Origin of the sequence: Pseudoalteromonas sp. SR41-1, from assembly GCF_014164015.1 — a bacterium.
Classification (GTDB): Bacteria; Pseudomonadota; Gammaproteobacteria; order Enterobacterales; family Alteromonadaceae; genus Pseudoalteromonas; species Pseudoalteromonas distincta.
This window is the reverse complement of sequence record NZ_JACJEK010000007.1, coordinates 91319-113065: the sequence shown is the minus strand read 5'-3', so window position 1 is coordinate 113065 and position 21747 is coordinate 91319. Positions and strand designations below refer to the sequence as shown.

Here is a 21747-nt window from a genome sequence, read left to right as displayed (position 1 = left end):
CACCTTATTCAATTATATCGCCACGTAGTAAATACTTACACACTGCAACCGTACTTATAAAACCTAGCATGGCAATAAGCAGTGCAGCTTCAAAATAAAGCCCTGTATCCATACTAATGCTGTATAAAATAATCAGTGCGATGACGTTAATGTACATAGTATCGAGCGCTAAAACACGGTCAGGCACTGACGGACCGATGATCAATCGCCATAAATTAAGCAATAATGATAAGCCAATCATCGAAAAAACAATGAGTAATACAGTATCTAACATTGAAATATCTCCTTTAGTGGAGCTTCGTAGCGTTGTTTTATTTGTTTGATAAGTGCTTCTTCATCTTTAAGATCAAGCACATGTATCAGTAAGTAGCGTTGCGTTGGCTCTTCACCTTCAGGTAACGACTCAGCAATTGGATAAACCTCTGCACTCACAGTACCAGGTGTAAGCGATACACAACTAGCCAATATAGTAATTGGCATGTCGTGTGTTAAATCTATAGGAACTTTTATAAAGGCCGGACGCAATTTTTTTGATGGTCCAAGTATAAGTAAAGCCACTTGTAAATTTGCAACAACAATATCGTATAGCACTATAAGTAACTGCTTAAGCGCCAAGCCTGGCTTTAAAATCAGTGGCTGAGGGTCTCGAAACGAAAAACTTAAAATAGGGATAAGTATCGCAAAAATAGTCGCTAATACTAAGTGCCCTACCGATACGCTATTGTTTAACAATAACCAAACCATAAACAAAAATAAGCTACGAAATGGCGTTGGTAACCAACGAAAACGGGCTTGTAATCTCATCACATGCCTCCTTTAAGTACAGCATTAATACCGCCGCTTAGATCATGTAACTGAGTAGCAGCATTTAGCATATATTCACTTATTGGTCCGCCCAAAATAACGAGCAATGGCGAACATGCAAGTAAAGCTATAATTACAGTTACCTGCAACGGGTGTGCACTTGCACAATCGGCATTTTCGCTACTTTTGCTTCTATGCTCCCAGAACAAAGTTGTGCCAGCGCGCGAAAGCGCAACTAACAACGCAAAACTTGTTACTAAATATACTGGCCAAAATAGTAAAGCTTGCTCACTGTTTAATGTCGCTTTAAGTATCCAAATTTTACCTACAAAGCCTGACAGTGGTGGCATACCAACTACCGTTAAAGACGCAATAATAAAGCACACACCTAATAAAAATGGCTGTTTTACAGAGCGACCTGCTACTAGTCTATCGCCAACTTTACCGCGCTGGATTGAAACTAAGTCTGCTAGTAAAAATAGTGCGGCACTAACAAGTGTTGAATGCACTAAATAATATAAAAGTGCAGCAGTGGCATTTACATTTTGCAATGCTATTAGCGCAACCAGCGTACCTACCGATACTAATACTAAGTTAGAGGTGAGTTTACGTAAGTCTTGTGCTGCCATCACACCAATTGCACCTACTATAATGGTAGCAATTGCTAAGCCCCAAAGCCAAGGCTGCGCCATGTGTTCAAGCGCTCCGGCTTGTTCACCAAATATCACCGTATAAACACGAAGCATAGCGTAAACGCCTACTTTAGTCATAATCGCAAACAATGCAGCAACCACAGGTTTAGCACTTGCGTAAGTATTTGGAAGCCATAAATGCAGAGGTAATAGTGCGCCTTTTAAAGCAAATACTATTAATAGCAGTAAGCCGCCTGCTTTTGCTAGATATACATCATCACCTGTAAGTAGTGATACCTTTTGCGTCATGTCTGCAATATTAAGCGTACCAAGCACACCGTACAAAATACCCAAACCAATTAAAAATACGCTTGAGCCAACTAAATTCAATATTACATATTGCAATGCCGCGCGAGTATTTTGTTTATCACCTGCGTGCATTAACAATGCATAAGATGCAATCAGTAGCACTTCAAAAAATACAAATAGGTTAAATAAATCGCCAGTTAAAAACGCGCCATTTACACCTAATATCAAAAAGTGAACAAGTGGGTGATAAAAGCTGCCTTTTTCATCATCGCCAGCACTACCATATAAAATAGCGCCCAAACCTAAAAATGAAGTTAACGTAACCAATAAGGTAGACAACATATCGGCTACTAAGACTATTCCAAATGGTGCAGACCAATTACCAATAGCGTAAACGTTAATACCTGTATTATTAACATGTACAAGTAAAAGCACACTAATGGCAAAAGTAGCTATTGCCATTACAATTGAAACTAAGCGGCGAATTTTAACGCTTTTACCACATGGTGGCAGCAATAAAATAACAGCCGTCAGCATAGGTAATAAAATAGGGAGCGAAGCTAAATGTTGGATCATTTTTGCTCCTTATTATCTGCAGAGGTGTTGGGCACATAACCATCAACATGGTCGCTACCTAAATCGGCGCGTCCACGTATTGCCAAAATAACCACGAATGCGGTCATCGCAAAACCAATAACAATAGCTGTAAGCACTAAAGCTTGAGGTAGAGGATCGGCGTATTCTGTACCAGTACCAAGCACTACCGCTTTATTAATAGTAAGACGACCTGCTGAAAACAAAAATAAGTTAACAGCATATGAAATCATAGTAAGCCCAAGTACTACAGGGAACGTACGAGCTCTTAGCAGTAAAAACACACCGCAACTGACCAATACTCCAACGCAAGATGCGTACAATAATTCCATTAAATATTTACCTCTTTTTTCTGGGTATCTGCCGTCATATTACCTAAGCTTGCCAAAATCATTAGCGTAGCGCCTACAACCGTTAAGTAAACACCTAGGTCAAATGCAATCGCGCTGGCAAGCTCTGTTTTACCGACAAACGGAATATCAAAGTAGTCAAACCAAGTTGTTAAAAATGGCTTATCAAAGAACCAGCTACCCACACCAGTGAACAGTGAAATACCAATGCCTGAAGCTATGATTTTACGATAATTAACATCAAAACGTCCGTTTATCCATGCTGTACCATGCGCCATGTATTGCAAAATAAACGCGATTGACGTTACCAGTCCAGCAATAAAGCCACCGCCAGGTAAGTTATGTCCGCGTAAGAAAATATATGCAGAAACCAATAACGCAAGCGGTAATAAACTTTGTGAAATACTCGCCAGTAAGATTGGATGGCGCTCTCGTGCCCATGGGCGCCCTTCGCTGTCACTTGCTGGCATAAATAATGGGATTCGAGAAAGTACTTTAAATATACCTAATGCGGCAATGCCTAATACGGTAATTTCACCAAGCGTATCAAAGCCCCTAAAGTCGACTAAAATAACGTTAACTACATTAGTACCACCGCCACCAATTTTAGCGTTAGCAATAAAGAAGTCTGAGATTGAATCTAATGGACGTGTAAGTAATGCATAACAGATACTCGCTATAACTACACCTAACGTAGAGGCAATTCCTAAATCTCGAAGTACGCGTAATGAACTTGATTCTTTTGGCGTATGCTGGGGCAAGAAAAACAATGCCAGCATAAGTAAAATAATAGTAACAACCTCAACAGTTAACTGTGTAAGTGCTAAATCAGGAGCAGAAAAGCGTGTGAATACAACCGATACCATTAACCCTACGATTGAGAGCATTAACAACGATACCATTCGAGAGCGATGCCAAATAACGGTAGCAAGAGCACCAATAATCAATAAGCCCGCACCAATTGCATTGTGCACATCAACAGGGGTAAGTGGCATGCTGCCAGCAAGTTGTTGCATTTCAAATAATGGCCAACCGGCACACAGTAAGACTACCGCTAACATAATTACTAGGTAGCGCTGCAGCGATCCATTTTCGATACTGCTTACCTTTGACTGACACCAGGCAACAACACTTAAAATTACACGTTCAAAGGTTTTTTTAGCATTTAAAGGTGGTAATGACGCTTGAAACTGAAATAGATATTTACGATTAATATAAATAAATAAACCGCCAGCAATCGCCATTGCACTCATTAATAGAGGCAAGTTAAACCCGTGCCAAATAGCCAATTCGTAAACTGGCATTTCTTTTCCAAGTACAGCTAAAGACGCCGCAGATAAAATGCCATCAATTGTAAAGTGTGGGAACATACCCACTAGCAAACAAATCACAACTAATATTTCTATTGGTACACGCATATAACGTGGCGGTTCGTGCGGCGTGCGAGGTAAATCAATTGGTTCACCATTAAAAAACACGTCATGAATAAAGCGAGCGGAGTACGCAACAGCTAATGCACCTGCAACCGTTGCCAGTACTGGAATTAACCACGACATAGAACCAAGCACTTGCTGATGCAGCGTTTCTGCAAAAAACATCTCTTTAGACAAGAAACCATTAAGCAATGGAACCCCTGCCATTGCAGCCGCCGCGACCATTGCAAGCGTTGCAGTGTATGGTAAGTATCGCCACATACCATTTAATTTACGCATATCACGCGTGCCTGTTTCATGATCGATAATACCAACGGCCATAAATAACGACGCTTTAAACGTTGCATGGTTAATTATATGAAATATAGCAGCAACAGTCGCAAGCTCAGTATCAAGCCCGAGTAATAGCGTTATTAAACCCAAATGGCTTATTGTTGAGTAAGCTAACAATCCTTTTAAATCGTGTTTGAATAATGCTATATAAGCACCAAACAACAGCGTAGCTAAACCAGTTAACCCAACAAGTAAGAACCACGTATCGGTGCCAGCTAAGGCAGGATGAAAACGTGCTAACAAAAATATACCGGCTTTTACCATGGTTGCAGAATGTAAATACGCGCTCACTGGCGTAGGCGCTGCCATTGCATGAGGAAGCCAAAAATGAAATGGAAATTGTGCCGATTTAGTAAACGCACCCAATAGCACCAATACTAATGCTACTTCGTATAAATCGTGAGATTGAATTATCGCTTTACTCGCTAGGATAACATCTAGGTCATAACTACCAACAATATCACCTAATAGCATTAAGCCTGCAAGTAACGCTAAGCCGCCCGCGCCTGTTACAGCAAGAGCCATACGAGCACCCTTTCGCGCTTCAGACTTATGCCACCAAAAACTAATTAATAAAAATGAGCTAATGCTCGTTAATTCCCAAAACAACCACAGCTGAATAACATTGTTAGACATAACAATGCCAAGCATTGCGGTCATAAACAGCATTAAATAACTATATAACTTAGCCATTGAGTCGTTGGCACTGAGGTAGTAACGCGTGTAGAGAATAACGAGCAAGCCTATGCCTAAAATCATAAACATAAACAATAAACTGAGGCCGTCTAACCGCAGAGATAGGTCGAGCCCTATTGACGGGATCCAAGCGAAAGAGTAACGAATGGTTTCGCCCGCTAAAACTGCAGGTGCATGGTATAAAGTTATTCCCAAAGCCGTTAAAGGCGCAAGAGCCGTTAAACTAGTGCTTAAATTGCGGGATAACTTACCTGTGCATGCAGAAATAACACTGCCAATTAAGGATAACAAGGGTATCCAGAGCAAAGTCATAATGTAGGGCCTTTTATAATCATAAGTTTATCAGGGCATCTCTTTTTAATACTAAGGGATGCTTTTACTGCCTGTTTTTAAACGACATTAATGACTATAGTTATACTGAAAAACACTGATTTTGTCTATAAAAAGCGGTTCTGTATGGGTGTTTTTTAAACATTTACTAACAATTTATTAAGCCTACAAAAACAATTAATTAATACTGATAATTGTTAATTTAATATGGCCTTATTTGCAAATGTAAGCGCGCTGGAGTGGCGATAAGAATTACCATTGGTCATATCTAAATGCTTCAACCAAATCTCTCTATACTGCGCCGAGAGCCCTAACTGCTGATATTGCATAATAGACCAATTTTCACTAGGTTTATATGCAACACCACCTATCTGGCAACTCTTTGCTTTATGCCAGCCTATTGGGGGCGACTCATCATGAGAGATAAATAAATTAGGTGCCACAAAACCCGTTTTTGCACACAACCATGCTTGTTTAGTTTTAGGCAAAGCATATTCATCTTCAAAACCGTTAAAATGCATCAACTCATGCAAAAACACACTGTATTTTGCTTTTGAGTTTATTAGCATTGTTCCTTTAGTAACATTAGCCGTTCCATCTTTTGGCATCATTACTATAAAATTAAAATTGTTAGGAAGCTGGTTATTGAGTTTAGCTGATTGCCAGTCACACTTTGCTATTTGATTAGTGCTACTTTTACACTCAAGCATACCTGCAACGTAAACTGGTTTTGAAAAGCAAAAAATATTTTCACGGGGCTCTGGCTGTTTATTATAAGCATTAATAAACTCGGTAAGTTTATATAAGCCACTACGATGATCGCTCATAGTCAGCACGTTAAACATACATTGATTATTAGGTTTACTTATATTTATTAAAGATGAAAAACCGAGAGCGTGGATAAACTCACTAGATACTTTACTCTGTGGTGTTTTTAACTGAAGCTTTAGATGATTTAGCACATCCCCTGCTGGTAATTTGTTTTTACTAGCGAGTAACTTTAAATCGCTCCAACGTGAGTGCTCAAGTAACTTTGTTGCTAATATTTTACGCTCTGGGATTGTTAAGTCATTTATAGCGGAGAGCCAAAATTGTTTTGCAGTATCGCTCTGACTGTTTTTAATAAGCTTAAGAGAATACATATATTGGGCTGAAGAAATTTTACTGCGGGCGAGTATAGCTAAAGAGGTATTTGGTAACTGCTCTAAGTGATCAGAAAAATAACCAGGTGATTTCCAATAACTTTGTAGCACATTAGCTTTTGCGTTTAAAACATGCCAAAAGCCAATAGCGCCTAGGTGATTACTCGAGCCTGTAATTAACAAACAACATAGTAATACACCTATTAATTTAAAACGCTTAACTTGCGTCAACACCTTGCATCAACTCAAGCTCTAAACGCGCATATTTGTACTCAATAAACTCGTGTACATTAGTTGCTAGCGCAAGCCTAAAGTAGTCTGATGCTAAATACAGCTCACCTGCTGCTTGATGCATTTTAGCTAAATAAAAATAAGCTTCGCATAAACGCTGCGCATATTCTTGCTCAGTTCTAACACCATCACTAATGCCAGATAAAAATGCATGTTCACTCATATCCCCCGTATAAAGAGAAATTAACTGGTACGCCCATTGTGACTCATCAAGCGCAGTGGCATTTTGTTTAAGTGCATCAAGCGCAACGGCTTTATCCTCTTGTGCTTGTGCTAAATAAACCCATAAAACTCGGTACGGATCTTTTGGAGAGCGAGCTAAAAATTCATTAAAATCATTTTTAGCAAGGCCTGCTCTGTCGCCGTAATACAGTGCGATACCACGATTTAAATAGGCGTATTCATGCTCTTCATCAAGTTCTAGGGCAGAATCGAAAAACTCATAGGCTTTTTCATACTGCTGCATAAGCGTATGTTGAATACCTAAAAAATTATACACTTCAGCTAAATCAGGCTTAAGCTTTACTGCGCGATTAAAATCAATACGCGAAAGAGTTGTCATACCTAGACTATCAAAAAGTACACCACGGTCGTAATAAAGCTTAGCTTGTTGTTCTTCGCTTAAGTCGGCTCTATTTAATAGCTCTGAGTAGCGTGCAATAGCAATTTCACTTCTAAAGTCAGAAGCTAAAGGTGCAGTAAATGGCACATTAACAATCGGGGTTGGTTCTGATTCTGTTGTAGTTTGGCAAGCGCTTAAAGACAAAATAGCAAAAGATGCCAAAGCTAAATGTTTGAGTATCATTAAAATCCTTAATACCAAGATATATCGCGATTAATATAAGACAGACCTTGTCCAATAAGGTTTCATTAAAGCATAAAAAAAGGGGCTAAACAGCCCCTTTTTTACTATCTAGCTAATATAACTAGATTAATAAGTTAGCAATTACGCGTCAGTTGGCGCGTCAGCTGCAGGTGCTGCTGATTCCATTGCTTCTTTAATACTTAGACGTACACGGCCTTGGCGATCTACTTCTAGTACTTTAACTTTAACTTCTTGACCTTCAGAAAGGTGATCAGCCACGTTATTAACGCGCTCAGTACTAATTTGAGAAATATGTACTAGACCATCTTTGCCAGGAAGAATGTTTACAAACGCACCGAAGTCTACGATACGTACAACTTTACCTTCGTAGATAGTACCTACTTCAAGTTCAGCTGTTAATTGCTCAATACGGCTAATTGCATTAGCTGCACTTTCGCCATCTGTAGCGGCAATTTTAATTGTACCGTCGTCACCGATTTCAATCGTGGTACCAGTTTCTTCAGTAAGCTGACGAATAGTTGCGCCACCTTTACCAATAACTTCAGCGATTTTCTTCTGTGGGATTTTCATTGTGTATATGCGAGGAGCAAACATTGATAGCTCTTCAGAAGGAGCAGAAATCGCTTCATCCATCACTTCTAAGATATGTAAACGTGCAGCTTTTGCTTGTTTAAGCGCAATTTGCATGATTTCTTGAGTGATACCTTCGATTTTGATATCCATTTGAAGTGCAGTAATACCTGCAGCAGTACCGGCAACTTTAAAGTCCATGTCACCTAAGTGATCTTCATCACCTAAGATGTCAGAAAGAACAACGAATTTATCGTCTTCTTTAACTAGACCCATCGCAATACCAGCAACAGATGCTTTAATTGGTACACCCGCGTTCATAAGTGCTAGAGAAGTACCACAAACAGACGCCATTGAAGAAGAACCGTTTGATTCAGTAATTTCAGATACTACACGGATTGAGTAAGGGAACTCAGTAAGTGTAGGCATTACAGCTGAAATACCACGCTTAGCAAGGTTACCATGGCCTATTTCACGACGCTTAGGAGAACCAACAAAACCAGTTTCACCTACACAGAATGGAGGGAAGTTGTAGTTAAGCATAAAGTGGTTTTTATGAGTACCAGTTAAATCGTCGATTAACTGTGAATCACGTTCTGTACCAAGTGTCGCTGTTACTAACGCTTGAGTTTCACCACGTGTAAAGATAGCAGAACCGTGAGTACGCGGTAATACGCCAGTCATTACGTCTAGTGCACGAATCATATCTGGTTCACGACCATCGATACGTTTTTCGCCAGCAGCTATACGGCCACGAACGATTTTCTTCTCAAGTGAACCGAAGATTTTGCCAATTTCTTGCTTGTCTAAAGACTCGCCTTCAGCAAGTTCAGCTGTTAATACTGCAACAACTTCATCTTTAGCTTCACCAAGAGCTTCTTTACGCGCTACTTTATCAGTGATTAAGTAAGCTGCGCCTACTTTTTCAGCAGCAATAGTTGCTACTTTATCTTCTAGTGCAACATCTTTCTCAGGTGCAGTCCAATCCCAAGTAGGCTTGCCTGCTTGCGCTTTAAATTCTTCGATTGCAGTAATGATCGCTTGAGATTGCTCATGACCATATACAACAGCGCCAAGCATTACGTCTTCTGCAAGTACGTTAGCTTCTGATTCAACCATAAGTACCGCTTTATCAGTACCGGCTACCACTAAATCAAGTTGGCTTTCTTCAAGCTCTTTTAATGTAGGGTTAAGTACGTATTCGCCGTTGATGTAACCAACGCGAGATGCACCAATTGGACCACTGAATGGGATACCAGAGATAGCAAGTGCTGCTGAAGTACCAATCATCGCAACCATATCAGGTTGGATTTCAGGGTTAACAGAAACAACAGTAGCAATAACTTGTACTTCGTTTACAAAGCCGCTTGGGAAAAGTGGACGAATTGGACGGTCAATAAGACGTGCAATAAGAGTTTCGCCATCGTTAGGACGACCTTCACGCTTTAAGAAACCACCAGGGATACGACCAGCAGCGTACATACGCTCTTGGTAGTTAACTGTTAGTGGGAAAAAGTCTTGACCAGGTTGTGCTTCACGCTTACCAACAACAGTTACTAAAACTGAAGTGTCGCCAATGCTTGCAAGTACAGCGCCGTCTGCTTGACGAGCGATTGCACCAGTTTCTAGAGTCACTGTATGTTGACCTAGTTTGAATTCTTTAATAATTGCTTGCACTTAAAATATTCCTTAAATGTATTCTAATAAGTTGTCATCAAAGTACCAATTACAGTACATAATTGTATTCAGTTGGAAATCAATTAAGTACTACAATTGGCAATGATGTGAATAATTGCAGATAAACCTTTTTACCTACGCGCATAGTATATACCAAAGCTACTTCAAAATGCGAGTCTAGGGTGTGTTGATCTTTGTGGATTGAAATTTGTTCAATCTAGGGGCGATTTAATCACGGCGCGAGATTTGTAACCTAGTGGGCTAAGTAAAAATCGAGCAACAAAGAGTTAATCGCCCCTAGGATGAACCCGCAGGGCAGCGCATGTTTGGCATTTATGCTGCGTTATCGCCTATTTATGGGGAATAATCACACTACATAGGCGCTGCCTTGCCTAAAGACCAAACATACAGCTGCAAAATTAATCACGAAAGGTCAACACACACTAGCTACTAGATTTAAGCTGGGCTAATGAGTGGGTAAATACAACGATGCTTGATAAGCTATGAAATAGGAGTTTTACAATATAATTCAATAAGTTTATAAATTTGTTTTATTTTCAAACACAAATTTTAGGCACAAAAAAAGGAGCTAAAAAGCTCCCATTTCTATAATCTAGTTCTTAACGACGTAGGCCAAGTTCTTTGATTAGTGCAGTATAACTAGTGATATCTTTACCTTTAAGGTAATCAAGTAGTTTACGGCGAGTGCTTACTTTACGAAGCAGACCACGACGTGAGTGGAAGTCATGCTTGTGATCAGCAAAGTGACCTTGAAGCTTGTTGATATCATAAGTAAGTAATGCTACTTGTACTTCTGATGAACCTGTATCGCCTTCTGCACGTGCAAATTTAGCAATGATATCGATTTTTTCTTGATTGCTTAGTGACATAGTAACTCCAAAAATTAAATTTAAAAGGTGTCTTAGCCGATCACTAATTCAGCCAAAACGATTAAGCCGGCGTATTCTACCAACTGTGGGAATAACTACAAGTTAATTATTCCCATCTACAACTAATAAGCCACTGCTGGGCACACTAATTGCTTATTCAGGCTTTACGTAATCATCTTGCTGGCTAGCAAGACCACGTTTAACCTTTAAATGGCCACTTGAGTTGCACTCGCCAGTACCAATAAACACACCATCCGCAACAACTTTAATTGCCCCCTCAGGTAAAGCTTCAGGTAACTCGACTGCTTGCCCATGACTAAATACTTTGCCCTGCTCTTTCGAAATTTCAATAACAGGTAAATCAGTTAAAGCAGTGTCTATAGGTAATAACAACGCGTCTAAATAAGTAGAAGGCGCAAGCTCTTCTGCTTTCGCTTTAGCAAGCAACGCTTCAATTTCATCAAGCGAAACCATTTTATCTGCCGGATACTGACCAACAGCAGTTCTGTGAAGCATTATAACGTGTGCGCCACACCCTAGGTTTTCGCCCAAATCATCAACGATTGTACGAATATACGTCCCTTTTGATACATGAGCCGTCATTTGTAATACGTTGTTTTGTTCATCAAATTCGTCAAACGATAAGCTAAACACATTTATTTTTCTGCATTTACGAGGGACTTCAATACCCTCTCGTGCGTACTTATATAATGGTCTACCTTGATACTTAAGTGCTGAGTACATTGATGGATATTGATCTGACTCTCCAACAAAAGCTGCAATTTCTTTTGTTAACTGCTCACGCGTCACATTCACATCTTTCGTGCTTACGATTTCGCCATCAGAATCTGATGTTGTTGTACGCTCACCCAGTTTTGCACGAACGATATAGGTTTTATCTGTATCGAGTAAAAACTGCGTAAACTTAGTCGCCTCACCAAAACAAATTGGCAGCATACCTGTAGCAAGCGGGTCTAAAGCCCCAGTGTGGCCAGCTTTTTGTGCAAAATAAACACCTTTCGCTTGCTGCAGAGCTTTATTTGATGAAATGCCTTGCGGTTTGTTTAACAACAAAATACCGTCAACTGCACGGCCTTTACTGCGCTTTGCCATCTGTATCAGTGCCTTCTTCGCTATCTGTATCTTCTACGTGCTTAGTACTTTGTTCACTATCTGAAATATCAGCATCAACACTTTCTACATCTTCATCGACATGCTTTGCGTTATCTTCGCGGATAATAGAATCCACTAAATTAGAAATACGCATACCTTCCATCAGTGAATTATCAACTACAAACTTTAACTCAGGCATTATACGAGCACGAATACGCTTACCAAGTAACGAGCGAATATAACCCGTTGCTTCATTAAGTACTTTAGCGCTTTGCTTAGCTGCATCTTCATCTTGTGTGTTAAACACAGTGATGAAAATTTTGGCATAAGATAAATCACGCGATACTTCTACCGCTGACACTGTCACCATACCTAAGCGTGGATCTTTAATTTCGCGTTGTAAAATTACAGCAATTTCTTTTTGGATTTGCTGTGCAACACGATCAGTGCGAGAAAATTCTCTCATTGCATTTGTCCTAAAATCATAACTTATTGAAATTTAATAATAAGCTAATTAAATAATGGATACACAAATGGGGGCTAAGCCCCCATTTATTAGTTTAGCGAGCTAACAATTAAAGAGTACGTTGTACTTCAACTGTTTCAAATACTTCGATTTGGTCACCAACACGTACGTCATTGTAGTTCTTAACGCCGATACCACATTCCATGCCGTTACGAACATCAGCAACATCGTCTTTAAAGCGACGAAGTGACTCAAGTTCACCTTCATAGATAACCACGTTTTCACGTAGTACACGGATTGGAGCGCTACGTTTAATAACACCTTCAGTAACCATACAACCAGCAATTGCGCCAATTTTTGGAGACTTGAATACGTCACGAACTTGCGCAAGACCAATGATTTCTTGTTTAAACTCAGGTGCAAGCATGCCTGACATTGCTTGCTTAACTTCTTCGATTAAGGCATAAATTACGCTGTAATAACGAAGGTCTAAGTTTTCAGTATCAATCACTTTACGAGCAGAAGCATCAGCACGAACGTTAAAGCCAACTACAATTGCGTTAGACGCTGCAGCTAGTGTCGCATCAGTCTCAGTAATACCACCAACACCAGAGCCTACAATCTTCACTTTTACTTCATCAGTAGAAAGTTTAGTTAGTGAATCAGAGATTGCTTCGATAGAACCTTGAACGTCTGCTTTAAGTACCACGTTAACTTCAGAAACATCACCTTCAGTCATGTTAGTAAACATGTTTTCAAGCTTAGCTTTTTGTTGACGTGCTAGTTTAACATCGCGGAACTTACCTTGACGGTATAAAGCAACTTCACGCGCTTTACGCTCATCTTTAACTACAGTTGCTTCGTCGCCCGCAGCTGGAATACCAGAAAGACCTAAAATTTCCACTGGAATAGATGGACCTGCCGACTTGATGTCTTTACCGTTTTCATCGCGCATTGCACGAACACGGCCATACTCAAGACCACATAATACAATGTCACCTTGGTTAAGCGTACCAGATTGAACAAGTACTGATGCAACTGGACCGCGGCCTTTATCAAGACGAGATTCAATAACAACACCTGCAGCCATACCTTCGGTAGGGGCAGAAAGCTCTAAAAGCTCAGATTGCATAAGTACGGCTTCAAGAAGGTCATCAATACCTAGACCAGTTTTAGCTGAAATATGAACGTACTGCGTATCGCCGCCCCATTCTTCAGGGATAACGTCTAGCTGAGCTAGTTCGTTTTTAACGCGATCTGGATCTGCGCCTTCTTTATCCATTTTGTTTACAGCAATGATTAAAGGAACGCCAGCTGCACGTGCGTGCTGTACCGCTTCTTTAGTTTGTGGCATAACACCATCATCTGCTGCAACCACTAAGATTACGATATCTGTCGCTTTAGCACCACGAGCACGCATTGATGTAAATGCAGCATGTCCTGGAGTATCTAAGAAGGTAATCATATTGCCGTTTACATCAACATGGTATGCACCAATATGCTGTGTAATACCACCGGCTTCGCCAGAAGCAACCTTCGCAGAACGAATGTAATCTAGAGTCGATGTTTTACCATGGTCAACGTGACCCATTACAGTTACTACTGGAGCACGAGGCTCTGACTTACCATCTTCATGGCGGTCGTTAAGTACTGTTTGCTCTAATTCGTTTTCTTTAACAATGATAACCTTGTGACCCATTTCTTCTGCAACTAGTTGTGCAGCTTCTTGGTCAATCACTTGGTTAATAGTAACCATGTCACCCATTTTCATCATTGTTTTAACAACTTCAGCGCCTTTAACAGCCATGCGTGATGCAAGCTCAGCTACTGTAATTGTTTCGCTAATACGCACTTCATTTTTAACATCAACAGTTGGTTTTTGGAAACCATGCTGCAGCGATGCTGGTGCTTTTAATTTAGACTTGTTACGGCCTCTTGACGCTGCAAATTTATCTTTTGCTGGCGCTTTTTTCTTTTTCTTAGCACGGCGAGTGCCTTGCTCATCACGAGCATCGGCAACATCTTCTGCTTCACGTGCATAAGTTGAAGTCGTAAGATGGTGATCCGCTGTTTCTTCGCGTTTCTTACGTTCTTCTTCTTCTTTCTTCCAGCGTGCTGAATTCTCTTCAGCTAGCTTTCTTGCCTCTTCTGCTTGACGTTTCGCTTCTTCTTCAGCTTTCTTCAATGCGGCCTCTTCTGCTTCTTTTTGCAGACGCTCAGCTTCTATGCGATCTTTCTCAGACTTAGCACTTTGCTCTGGGGTCATCTGCTTTTGTTTCGCTTTACGCTCTGCATCAGCTTTGCGTTTAGCTTCTTCTTTGGCTTTACGGTCAGCTTCTTCTTTCGCTTTACGTTCTGCCTCTTGTTTCGCTTTTAATTCTGCGGCTTCTTGTTCAGCTTTTTGTTGCTGTTCAAGACGGGCTTTTTCTTCAGCGGCTAAGCGTGCTTGCTCTTGTTCTTGTTCCATTGCGCTTTTCTTCACGTAGGTACGTGTTTTACGAACTTCAACTTGAACATCTTTAGCTTTACCCGTAGAACCAGTCACACTTAATGTGCTTTTGCTCTTACGTTGTAAAGTCATACGCGCTGGGCCATCTGAACCTGTACCACCATGATGCTTGCTTAAATGATCAAGTAACGTTGCTTTTTCAGCTTCTGTTACGTTATCAGTTGCTTGCTTAGTGATACCTGCTTGTGAAAACTGCTGTAGCAATTTATCAACAGTTGTACCTATATCGCCGGCTAGTTTTTCAACATTTACTTCTGCCATAGTGTGTAATACCTCCGTTAATAAATTACTCGTCTGCAAACCAACAAATGTTTCGTGCAGCCATAATCAGTTCACCCGCTTTTTCAGATGAAAGTTCTGTGATATCAACTAATTCGTCAATACCTTGCTCTGCCAAGTCTTCAAGTGTAACAACACCTTTGCTTGCCATAACAAATGCTAAGTGACGCTCTAAGCCTTCAAGCGCAAGTAAGTCTTCAGCAGGCTCTGCGCCATCTAAGCTTTCTTCCGTTTTAAGTGCTTTAGTTGTCAATGCATCTTTTGCGCGTGAACGCAATAAATCTACAGTATCTTCATCAAGACCATCAATTTCTAAAAATTCAGACGCAGGTACATACGCCACTTCTTCAAGTGTCGAGAAACCTTCGTTAATAAGTAATGATGCAAACTCATCATCTATATCTAAATTTTCAGTGAATAAGTTAAGTAACTTATCAGATTCAGCTTCATTTTTAGTACGCATGTCTTCAACAGTCATTACGTTTAGTTCCCAGCCAGTTAATTGGCTTGCTAAACGAACATTCTGACCATTACGACCAATTGCTTGTGCTAGGTTATCGGCTTCTACAGCGATATCCATTGAGTGAGTGTCTTCATCCATTACGATTGAAGCAACTTCTGCTGGTGCCATTGCATTGATAACAAATTGTGCTGGGTTGTCATCGTAAAGTACGATATCAACACGTTCACCACCAAGCTCAGACGATACAGCTTGAACTCGTGCGCCACGCATACCAACACATGCACCAATTGGATCAATGCGTTTGTCGTTAGATTTAACAGCAATTTTAGCGCGTGAACCTGGATCACGTGCAGCTGCACGTAACTCAATCATCTCTTCGCCAATTTCTGGCACCTCAATGCGGAATAATTCCATTAGCATTTCAGGTTTAGAGCGCGTTACAAATAATTGTGCACCGCGTGCTTCAGGTTTAACTTCATATAAAAGACCACGGATTCGATCACCCGGGCGGAAGTTTTCACGTGGCAACATGTCATCACGGTAAATTACCGCTTCTGCGTTGTTACCTAAATCAAGTACGATTGCATCGCGAGTTGCTTTTTTAACAACACCCGTTACCAGCTCGCCTTCTTGATCTTTGTATGCTTCAACAACTAAAGCGCGCTCAGCTTCACGTACTTTTTGTACGATAACTTGCTTAGCCATTTGTGTTGTAATACGGTCAAATTTGATTGAGTCGATTTGCTCTTCAACATAATCACCCATTTGCAAATCAGGTTCTTCAACCTGTGCTGCTTCTAGAGTGATTTCGCTGTATGGGTTCTCTAAAGAACCATCTTCTAATACAGCGGCAATTTGCCAGCGACGGAACGTATCGTAATCACCGGTTTTACGGTCAATTGCTACACGTACTTCAATTTCGCCATCGTGTTTTTTCTTTGTCGCTGTCGCTAGAGCGAACTCTAGAGCTTCAAAAATCTTTTCTTTTGGAACCGCTTTCTCATTGGAAACGGCTTCAGCAACCAATAATATCTCTTTTGCCATGGGTAATGCCTCGCTTGCCCTATTCCTTCGCACTCGAATTTAAAACTTCGCGATTAAATTCGCACGTTCGATGTTACTAAGCATGATCAGATGCTCTGCACCATCGCTAGATAGTGTGATCATATCGCTGCTAACTGCTACTAAGTCGCCTTTAAAATTACGACGACCATCCTGTGGAAGTTTAGTACGCACGCGTACTTCCTCTCCTTGCGCCTGCTCGTAGTGATCTTGTTTGAATAATAGACGATCAACACCAGGAGACGATACTTCCAAATCATATTCATTTGTAATTGGGTCTTCGACGTCTAAAATCGCACTAATTTGGCGACTGGCATCCGCACAGTTATCAACTGAGATCCCATCCTCATGAGCAATATATACTCTTAAGGTAGAATGGCGACCCGCTTGTACAAATTCAAGACCATGCAACTCAAAGCCTAACATTTCTACCGCAGGCGTTAACATGGTTACTAAATCTTGTTCAAGTTTTGTCACGAAAATCCTCCATACAAACAAAAAAAGGGCTTATAGCCCTAAAATACTGAGTTTAAATTTTAATTTGATAGCAATTGCCACAAATTGTAAGGTGCAGATACAACAACGCCCCGAACCAAGCGGGGCGTCACACCAATAAAGCATAAAACTGTGTGGCCGAGGGCCAAGCTTGGTTGCGAGTCAGTAAACTGACCTAATTAAACTACATAGCCTAAAACGCAAAACGCGCATTACTTAGAATGCGCGATATAAATTAGTAAGGTAATACCTACTAGTAGAATTGGTTGCGGGAGCCGGATTTGAACCGACGACCTTCGGGTTATGAGCCCGACGAGCTACCAGACTGCTCCATCCCGCGCCAATAGATATCAAACCTTAAATTTAATATCGCTGTTAGCTGTTATACAACACGCTAAACAATGGCCGCTATTATAAGGATGTACAGGATAATTAGCAACTATAATACGCAATTAGTTTATAAAATTTGCAATTCGTCAAGATGCTAATTTAATGTATATGTAAGTAACATAAGTAATCAGCCAACTTTATAAAATTCCCATACTTGAGTCATAAAATGTAGTAGCTTATTATTTCAGGATAAAAATCAGATAAACTGAAGTTTAATAACTCTTAAAATACGTTTTAAAGGCTCACTAATTACCAGAAAGTAAATAGATATAACAAAAAGCCATACTTTCACACTAAAAAAACGTGCAGAATTTGAACTGCCCGCTATAATCAACTTTATTCCTACTTGATAATAATAGTTATTACTCACTGCAACGAGATAAAAATGAATCAACAACAATCAGCATTATTAAATAACTTAACAATTATTAAGCCTAACTTTCATGCGTTTACGGCTAAGTTTCATAGTAAATTAGCCCAATCCAGTATTGAGATGAATTACCCGACGGCCTTACAGTTTAACGAAAAGAGCTTTACCCTCTTTTGCGTATTAGAACGAATTGTTAAGCATTTAGATAAACCAGCATCGGTAGCTCCTTTTTTAGCTCACCATTTAATGTATCTAAAAAAAAGCGGCGCTTCACACAGTGACATTGCCCTTTTATCTAACGCTTTTTACGAAACCCTTGAAGAGCACCTTGGTAAACATTTTACTACTGAGAGTCAGCTCGCTTGGAAAAAAGCGCTTAGGTACTTTGAAAGCTTTGCAAGCAATGTTCTTTTCAACGTTACCAATGTGGTTTCGTTACAACAAAGAATGCAGCAAAAGCAAAGTAATAAAATTTAGATATTCAATTTTGGGGGGGTGACTTAATTTACTTAATCTCCCCTTAATTAGACTCATTTTAACACCATGGTCAAAAACGCCTTGATATGCGGTTAAACTTTTTTGCCCTATTGCTAACAGCACACTGTATTGTGTTATTTAACGCTTCTATTCGTTTTACTAATCTATTATTAAACTCAAGAAACAAATAATCCCCAGCATTAAAAACAGCAAACTATTGTCGTTACGCACTTATTTACTCCTATTTGCTTGTTGTAAAATATTAAAACGATCGTTTAATTAACTATGCCCGTATAAAAAAATTTGGCTTTACTATGACCCATCACAAAACACTTAGATTAATACTAGGCGATCAGCTAAACCCATCTCATTCATGGTATAAACAAAAAGACGACGACACGCTTTATCTCATCGCAGAATTAAAACAAGAAACCAACTACGTTAAGCATCACATTCAAAAACTGTGTGCTTTTTTTAATGCTATGGAAAACTTTGCAACTGCATTAAAAACGGCAGGATTTAATGTTTTGCATTTAACACTTGACGATACCGCTGACGACAAAGATTTAATTGAATTACTCAAGCGAATTGCTGATAAATACCAATGCGAAACTATTGAATATCAATACCCTGATGAGTTTAGGCTTAAGTCCCAATTAGCTAAGTTTAAAAGTGATGGCTCATTTGATGTAATTGCCACAGATACTGAACATTTTTTATTACCGTTCACCGATATAAAAACACGCTTTACAAAAAACAAGCATGTGACAATGGAGCACTTCTATCGTGCTATGCGTAAGCAGTTTAATATATTAGTTGATGATACTAAGCCAACCGGTGGCAAATGGAATTTTGACAGTAATAATCGTAATAAATTTTCCAAAGCTGACTTAGCGTGTATACCAAAACCTAAGCTATTCAATAATAATGTCAAGAGCATCATTTCTCGCTTAAATAAGCACAAGATCGTTTACTTTGGCGAAATAGCCGATCAGAAACTAGAGTGGCCAACAACGCGTAAACAAGCTATTGAATCTCTCGAATACTTTTGCGAGCATTTACTTAGTTGCTTTGGTCACTTTCAAGATGCGATGACAGATCAAAGTAAAAATAATTCCAGCTTGTACCATAGCCGATTATCGTTTGCCCTAAACGCAAAAATACTCCACCCGTTATATGTAATCAAACGTGTAATAAGAGAATACGAACAAAGACCAAGTGAAATATCCCTCTCGCAAGTAGAGGGCTTTACTAGGCAAATATTAGGTTGGAGAGAATATGTACGTGCCATCTATTGGATTAACATGCCCGACTACGCTGTTAAAAATCAATTACAAGCCAAAAACACACTACCATCTTATTTTTGGAACAGCTCAACAAAAATGAATTGCCTAAGCCACTCATTAAAACAAAGCCTTGAAACCGCTTATGCCCACCATATTCAACGCCTAATGGTTATTGGAAACTTTTGCATGCTTACAGGAATAAACCCTGATCACGTAGATAACTGGTACCTAGGTGTTTATATCGATGCCATAGAGTGGGTAGAGATGCCCAACACCCGAGGAATGAGCCAGTTTGCCGATGATGGAATAATTGCGACTAAACCTTATGCTGCAAGCGGTAACTACATTAATAAGATGAGCGATTACTGCAAAAGCTGTCAGTACGATGTTAAACAAAAAGTAGGTGATAAAGCTTGCCCGCTAAATAGCCTGTACTGGCATTTCATGAATAAACACAGAGACAGGCTAGAAAAGAACCCACGTATTGGTATGGTATATAAAAACTGGGATAAACAAGAAAAAACACTCCAAGAACAAACGCTGCAACAAGCAACCTACTACCTTAATAATTTAGAAGCGCTGTAAACAAAAAAGCCGCCTCGAATGAGGCGGCTAAGTAATCAGGGGAATATGTACTTTAGAAGATTATTTACCTTCTATTAGATTGCTATTACCAATTTCAATTTTACGTGGTTTTAGCGCTTCAGGGATTTCACGTTCTAAGTCAATACTTAGTAAGCCATTGGCTAAATCTGCGCCAAGTACTTTTACATGATCTCCTAACTGGAATTTACGTTCAAAGTTACGCTCAGCAATACCTTGATGAATAAATTTACGCTCTGCGTTTTCATCTTTATTTGCTTTAGTACCTGTAACTTTTAATGTGTTATTTTCTGACTCAATGGTTAATTCGTTATCGCTAAAACCGGCAACGGCCATAGTGATTCTGTATTTGTCTTTATCGAGTGCTTCTATGTTGTAAGGAGGAAAACTTGGCTGCTTATCTGTATTAGCTGCCGCATCCATAAGTGATGCTAAATGTTCGAAGCCGATAAATGAACGATAAAGTGGTGATAAGTCTACTGTACGCATAATAATATCCTCATATTTAAGCGATATTTTGCATGTGCTCTTCTATTGAACAAGCTCAAGCAAAGTTTAATTAATAGTATAAATTTCAATTATTTAAGTTTAATTAAGGACCCATCAGGCGTCCTACTTAACTATATATGGACGGTAAAATTGTTTTCAAGAGATTAATTTAAAAAAATTAAAAATAAATAAAAATAAATAAAAAAAGCACTAAAAAGTGCCTTTTGAAACCATGAAAATGAATGTTATTTAATAAATGTGCCTCGGATTGGATAGTCGTTTTCTCTAGAAAACTTAATTCCACCTAGCAGTTGCTCTAAATCAGGACGAACAAATGGGCTGTTTGATATATCGACCATTTGAAGCTGATTTTTTTCATTAAGTACAAAAATGCCTGGCTCAGCAAATGGATGATCAGTTTCTGCATCACTGCGAGGCTCGCTGATATGTAGCCCTAAATCGGTCATTTGTTCGATTGTTAAACCATAGTAAATTGGGAAGTTAATATCTATTTTTTCAAGATGTTTATCAAGCTGCTCATGGCTATCACCACTTACCGCAACCACTTCAACACCAGCATCTTTAAAGTCTTTATGAACTTTAGCAAGCTCGTTAAGTTGCGCAGTACATTTAGGGCAGTGCTGGCCTCGATAAACAACAATCATTTTCCAGGGAGAGTCACTTACTCTATCAACTAAATCTACCTTATTCTCATCAACATCTCTCACTACTAGTGATGGCATAATATCCGCAGGTTTTAAACTAGTGTTACTCATTGCGATCTCCTTTTACTGTTTCAGATTAAAAATTAATTTGCTCTTACCCATAGAGCTTAGGGTAACTTTTATTAATTCAACCTGAAAAGTGT

The 21747-nt window shown here is 39.6% G+C and carries 18 protein-coding genes and 1 tRNA gene; 2 read left to right on the top strand and 17 right to left on the bottom strand.

Annotation, left to right across the window (positions count from 1 at the left end):
- Nucleotides 1-4: 4 nt before the first annotated feature.
- From H5118_RS07790 to H5118_RS07720, 15 genes are all read right to left on the bottom strand, one after another.
- On the bottom strand, nt 5-274 hold the full coding sequence (locus H5118_RS07790; protein ID WP_007378493.1) for a K+/H+ antiporter subunit F: 270 nt from the start codon (nt 272-274) through the stop codon (nt 5-7).
- Nucleotides 268-804, bottom strand: a complete 537-nt coding sequence (locus tag H5118_RS07785) for a Na+/H+ antiporter subunit E (RefSeq protein ID WP_002958499.1) — start codon at nt 802-804, stop codon at nt 268-270. The genes H5118_RS07790 and H5118_RS07785 overlap by 7 nt, the downstream gene beginning before the upstream one ends.
- The gene (locus H5118_RS07780; RefSeq protein ID WP_024595965.1) at nt 804-2321 is read right to left on the bottom strand and encodes a monovalent cation/H+ antiporter subunit D; all 1518 of its coding nucleotides are present in this window, start codon (nt 2319-2321) and stop codon (nt 804-806) included. The genes H5118_RS07785 and H5118_RS07780 overlap by 1 nt, the downstream gene beginning before the upstream one ends.
- Nucleotides 2318-2671 carry a Na+/H+ antiporter subunit C gene (locus H5118_RS07775; RefSeq protein WP_010554685.1) on the bottom strand — a complete coding sequence of 118 codons (354 nt, stop codon included), beginning with the start codon at nt 2669-2671 and terminating at the stop codon, nt 2318-2320. Before H5118_RS07775 ends, H5118_RS07780 begins: the two co-directional genes overlap by 4 nt.
- Nucleotides 2671-5463, bottom strand: coding sequence for a monovalent cation/H+ antiporter subunit A (locus H5118_RS07770; protein ID WP_024603510.1), 2793 nt, complete (start codon nt 5461-5463; stop codon nt 2671-2673). Before H5118_RS07770 ends, H5118_RS07775 begins: the two co-directional genes overlap by 1 nt.
- A gap of 215 nt (nt 5464-5678) precedes the next feature.
- Nucleotides 5679-6854, bottom strand: coding sequence for a hypothetical protein (locus H5118_RS07765; protein WP_182748474.1), 1176 nt, complete (start codon nt 6852-6854; stop codon nt 5679-5681).
- Nucleotides 6841-7719 carry a lipoprotein NlpI gene (nlpI, locus tag H5118_RS07760; RefSeq protein ID WP_002958493.1) on the bottom strand — a complete coding sequence of 293 codons (879 nt, stop codon included), beginning with the start codon at nt 7717-7719 and terminating at the stop codon, nt 6841-6843. Before nlpI ends, H5118_RS07765 begins: the two co-directional genes overlap by 14 nt.
- 141 nt (nt 7720-7860) lie before the next feature.
- Entirely contained in the window at nt 7861-9987 is a 2127-nt protein-coding gene (pnp, locus tag H5118_RS07755; RefSeq protein WP_182715660.1) for a polyribonucleotide nucleotidyltransferase, read from the bottom strand.
- Between the two features lie 620 nt (nt 9988-10607).
- Complete coding sequence (gene rpsO, locus H5118_RS07750; protein ID WP_002958490.1) at nt 10608-10877, bottom strand: 30S ribosomal protein S15; 270 nt, start codon at nt 10875-10877, stop codon at nt 10608-10610.
- A 153-nt stretch (nt 10878-11030) separates the two neighbouring features.
- Complete coding sequence (gene truB, locus H5118_RS07745) at nt 11031-11990, bottom strand: tRNA pseudouridine(55) synthase TruB (RefSeq protein WP_182748418.1); 960 nt, start codon at nt 11988-11990, stop codon at nt 11031-11033.
- Complete coding sequence (gene rbfA, locus H5118_RS07740; protein ID WP_002958487.1) at nt 11974-12456, bottom strand: 30S ribosome-binding factor RbfA; 483 nt, start codon at nt 12454-12456, stop codon at nt 11974-11976. Before rbfA ends, truB begins: the two co-directional genes overlap by 17 nt.
- A 109-nt stretch (nt 12457-12565) precedes the next feature.
- Nucleotides 12566-15226, bottom strand: a complete 2661-nt coding sequence (gene infB, locus H5118_RS07735; protein ID WP_002958484.1) for a translation initiation factor IF-2 — start codon at nt 15224-15226, stop codon at nt 12566-12568.
- Nucleotides 15227-15251: 25 nt separating this feature from the next.
- The gene (nusA, locus tag H5118_RS07730; protein WP_182671311.1) at nt 15252-16751 is read right to left on the bottom strand and encodes a transcription termination factor NusA; all 1500 of its coding nucleotides are present in this window, start codon (nt 16749-16751) and stop codon (nt 15252-15254) included.
- Nucleotides 16752-16790: 39 nt separating this feature from the next.
- Nucleotides 16791-17246: a ribosome maturation factor RimP gene (gene rimP, locus H5118_RS07725; protein WP_002958482.1), complete on the bottom strand. Its 456-nt coding sequence runs from the start codon at nt 17244-17246 to the stop codon at nt 16791-16793.
- Between the two features lie 281 nt (nt 17247-17527).
- Nucleotides 17528-17604, bottom strand: a tRNA-Met gene (locus H5118_RS07720).
- A gap of 435 nt (nt 17605-18039) precedes the next feature.
- Here H5118_RS07720 and H5118_RS07715 point away from each other — a divergent pair.
- Nucleotides 18040-18501: a globin domain-containing protein gene (locus tag H5118_RS07715; RefSeq protein WP_002958480.1), complete on the top strand. Its 462-nt coding sequence runs from the start codon at nt 18040-18042 to the stop codon at nt 18499-18501.
- Nucleotides 18502-18815: 314 nt separating this feature from the next.
- Complete coding sequence (locus H5118_RS07710) at nt 18816-20372, top strand: cryptochrome/photolyase family protein (RefSeq protein ID WP_182748417.1); 1557 nt, start codon at nt 18816-18818, stop codon at nt 20370-20372.
- 60 nt (nt 20373-20432) lie between these two features.
- On the opposite strand, the gene H5118_RS07705 is transcribed toward H5118_RS07710, so the two are convergent.
- Nucleotides 20433-20879: an Hsp20 family protein gene (locus H5118_RS07705; protein ID WP_024595972.1), complete on the bottom strand. Its 447-nt coding sequence runs from the start codon at nt 20877-20879 to the stop codon at nt 20433-20435.
- Nucleotides 20880-21124: 245 nt separating this feature from the next.
- Nucleotides 21125-21655, bottom strand: coding sequence for a peroxiredoxin-like family protein (locus H5118_RS07700; RefSeq protein WP_182748415.1), 531 nt, complete (start codon nt 21653-21655; stop codon nt 21125-21127).
- Nucleotides 21656-21747: the final 92 nt, after the last annotated feature.

What these genes read in the sequence shown, in the direction of transcription:
- H5118_RS07790 (WP_007378493.1), bottom strand. Translation starts at nt 274, where the DNA reads ATGTTAGATACTGTATTACTCATTGTTTTTTCGATGATTGGCTTATCA.
- H5118_RS07785 (WP_002958499.1), bottom strand. Translation starts at nt 804, where the DNA reads ATGAGATTACAAGCCCGTTTTCGTTGGTTACCAACGCCATTTCGTAGC.
- H5118_RS07780 (WP_024595965.1), bottom strand. Translation starts at nt 2,321, where the DNA reads ATGATCCAACATTTAGCTTCGCTCCCTATTTTATTACCTATGCTGACG.
- H5118_RS07775 (WP_010554685.1), bottom strand. Translation starts at nt 2,671, where the DNA reads ATGGAATTATTGTACGCATCTTGCGTTGGAGTATTGGTCAGTTGCGGT.
- H5118_RS07770 (WP_024603510.1), bottom strand. Translation starts at nt 5,463, where the DNA reads ATGACTTTGCTCTGGATACCCTTGTTATCCTTAATTGGCAGTGTTATT.
- nlpI (WP_002958493.1), bottom strand. Translation starts at nt 7,719, where the DNA reads ATGATACTCAAACATTTAGCTTTGGCATCTTTTGCTATTTTGTCTTTA.
- rpsO (WP_002958490.1), bottom strand. Translation starts at nt 10,877, where the DNA reads ATGTCACTAAGCAATCAAGAAAAAATCGATATCATTGCTAAATTTGCA.
- truB (WP_182748418.1), bottom strand. Translation starts at nt 11,990, where the DNA reads ATGGCAAAGCGCAGTAAAGGCCGTGCAGTTGACGGTATTTTGTTGTTA.
- rbfA (WP_002958487.1), bottom strand. Translation starts at nt 12,456, where the DNA reads ATGAGAGAATTTTCTCGCACTGATCGTGTTGCACAGCAAATCCAAAAA.
- infB (WP_002958484.1), bottom strand. Translation starts at nt 15,226, where the DNA reads ATGGCAGAAGTAAATGTTGAAAAACTAGCCGGCGATATAGGTACAACT.
- nusA (WP_182671311.1), bottom strand. Translation starts at nt 16,751, where the DNA reads ATGGCAAAAGAGATATTATTGGTTGCTGAAGCCGTTTCCAATGAGAAA.
- H5118_RS07715 (WP_002958480.1), top strand. Translation starts at nt 18,040, where the DNA reads ATGAATCAACAACAATCAGCATTATTAAATAACTTAACAATTATTAAG.
- H5118_RS07710 (WP_182748417.1), top strand. Translation starts at nt 18,816, where the DNA reads ATGACCCATCACAAAACACTTAGATTAATACTAGGCGATCAGCTAAAC.
- H5118_RS07705 (WP_024595972.1), bottom strand. Translation starts at nt 20,879, where the DNA reads ATGCGTACAGTAGACTTATCACCACTTTATCGTTCATTTATCGGCTTC.
- H5118_RS07700 (WP_182748415.1), bottom strand. Translation starts at nt 21,655, where the DNA reads ATGAGTAACACTAGTTTAAAACCTGCGGATATTATGCCATCACTAGTA.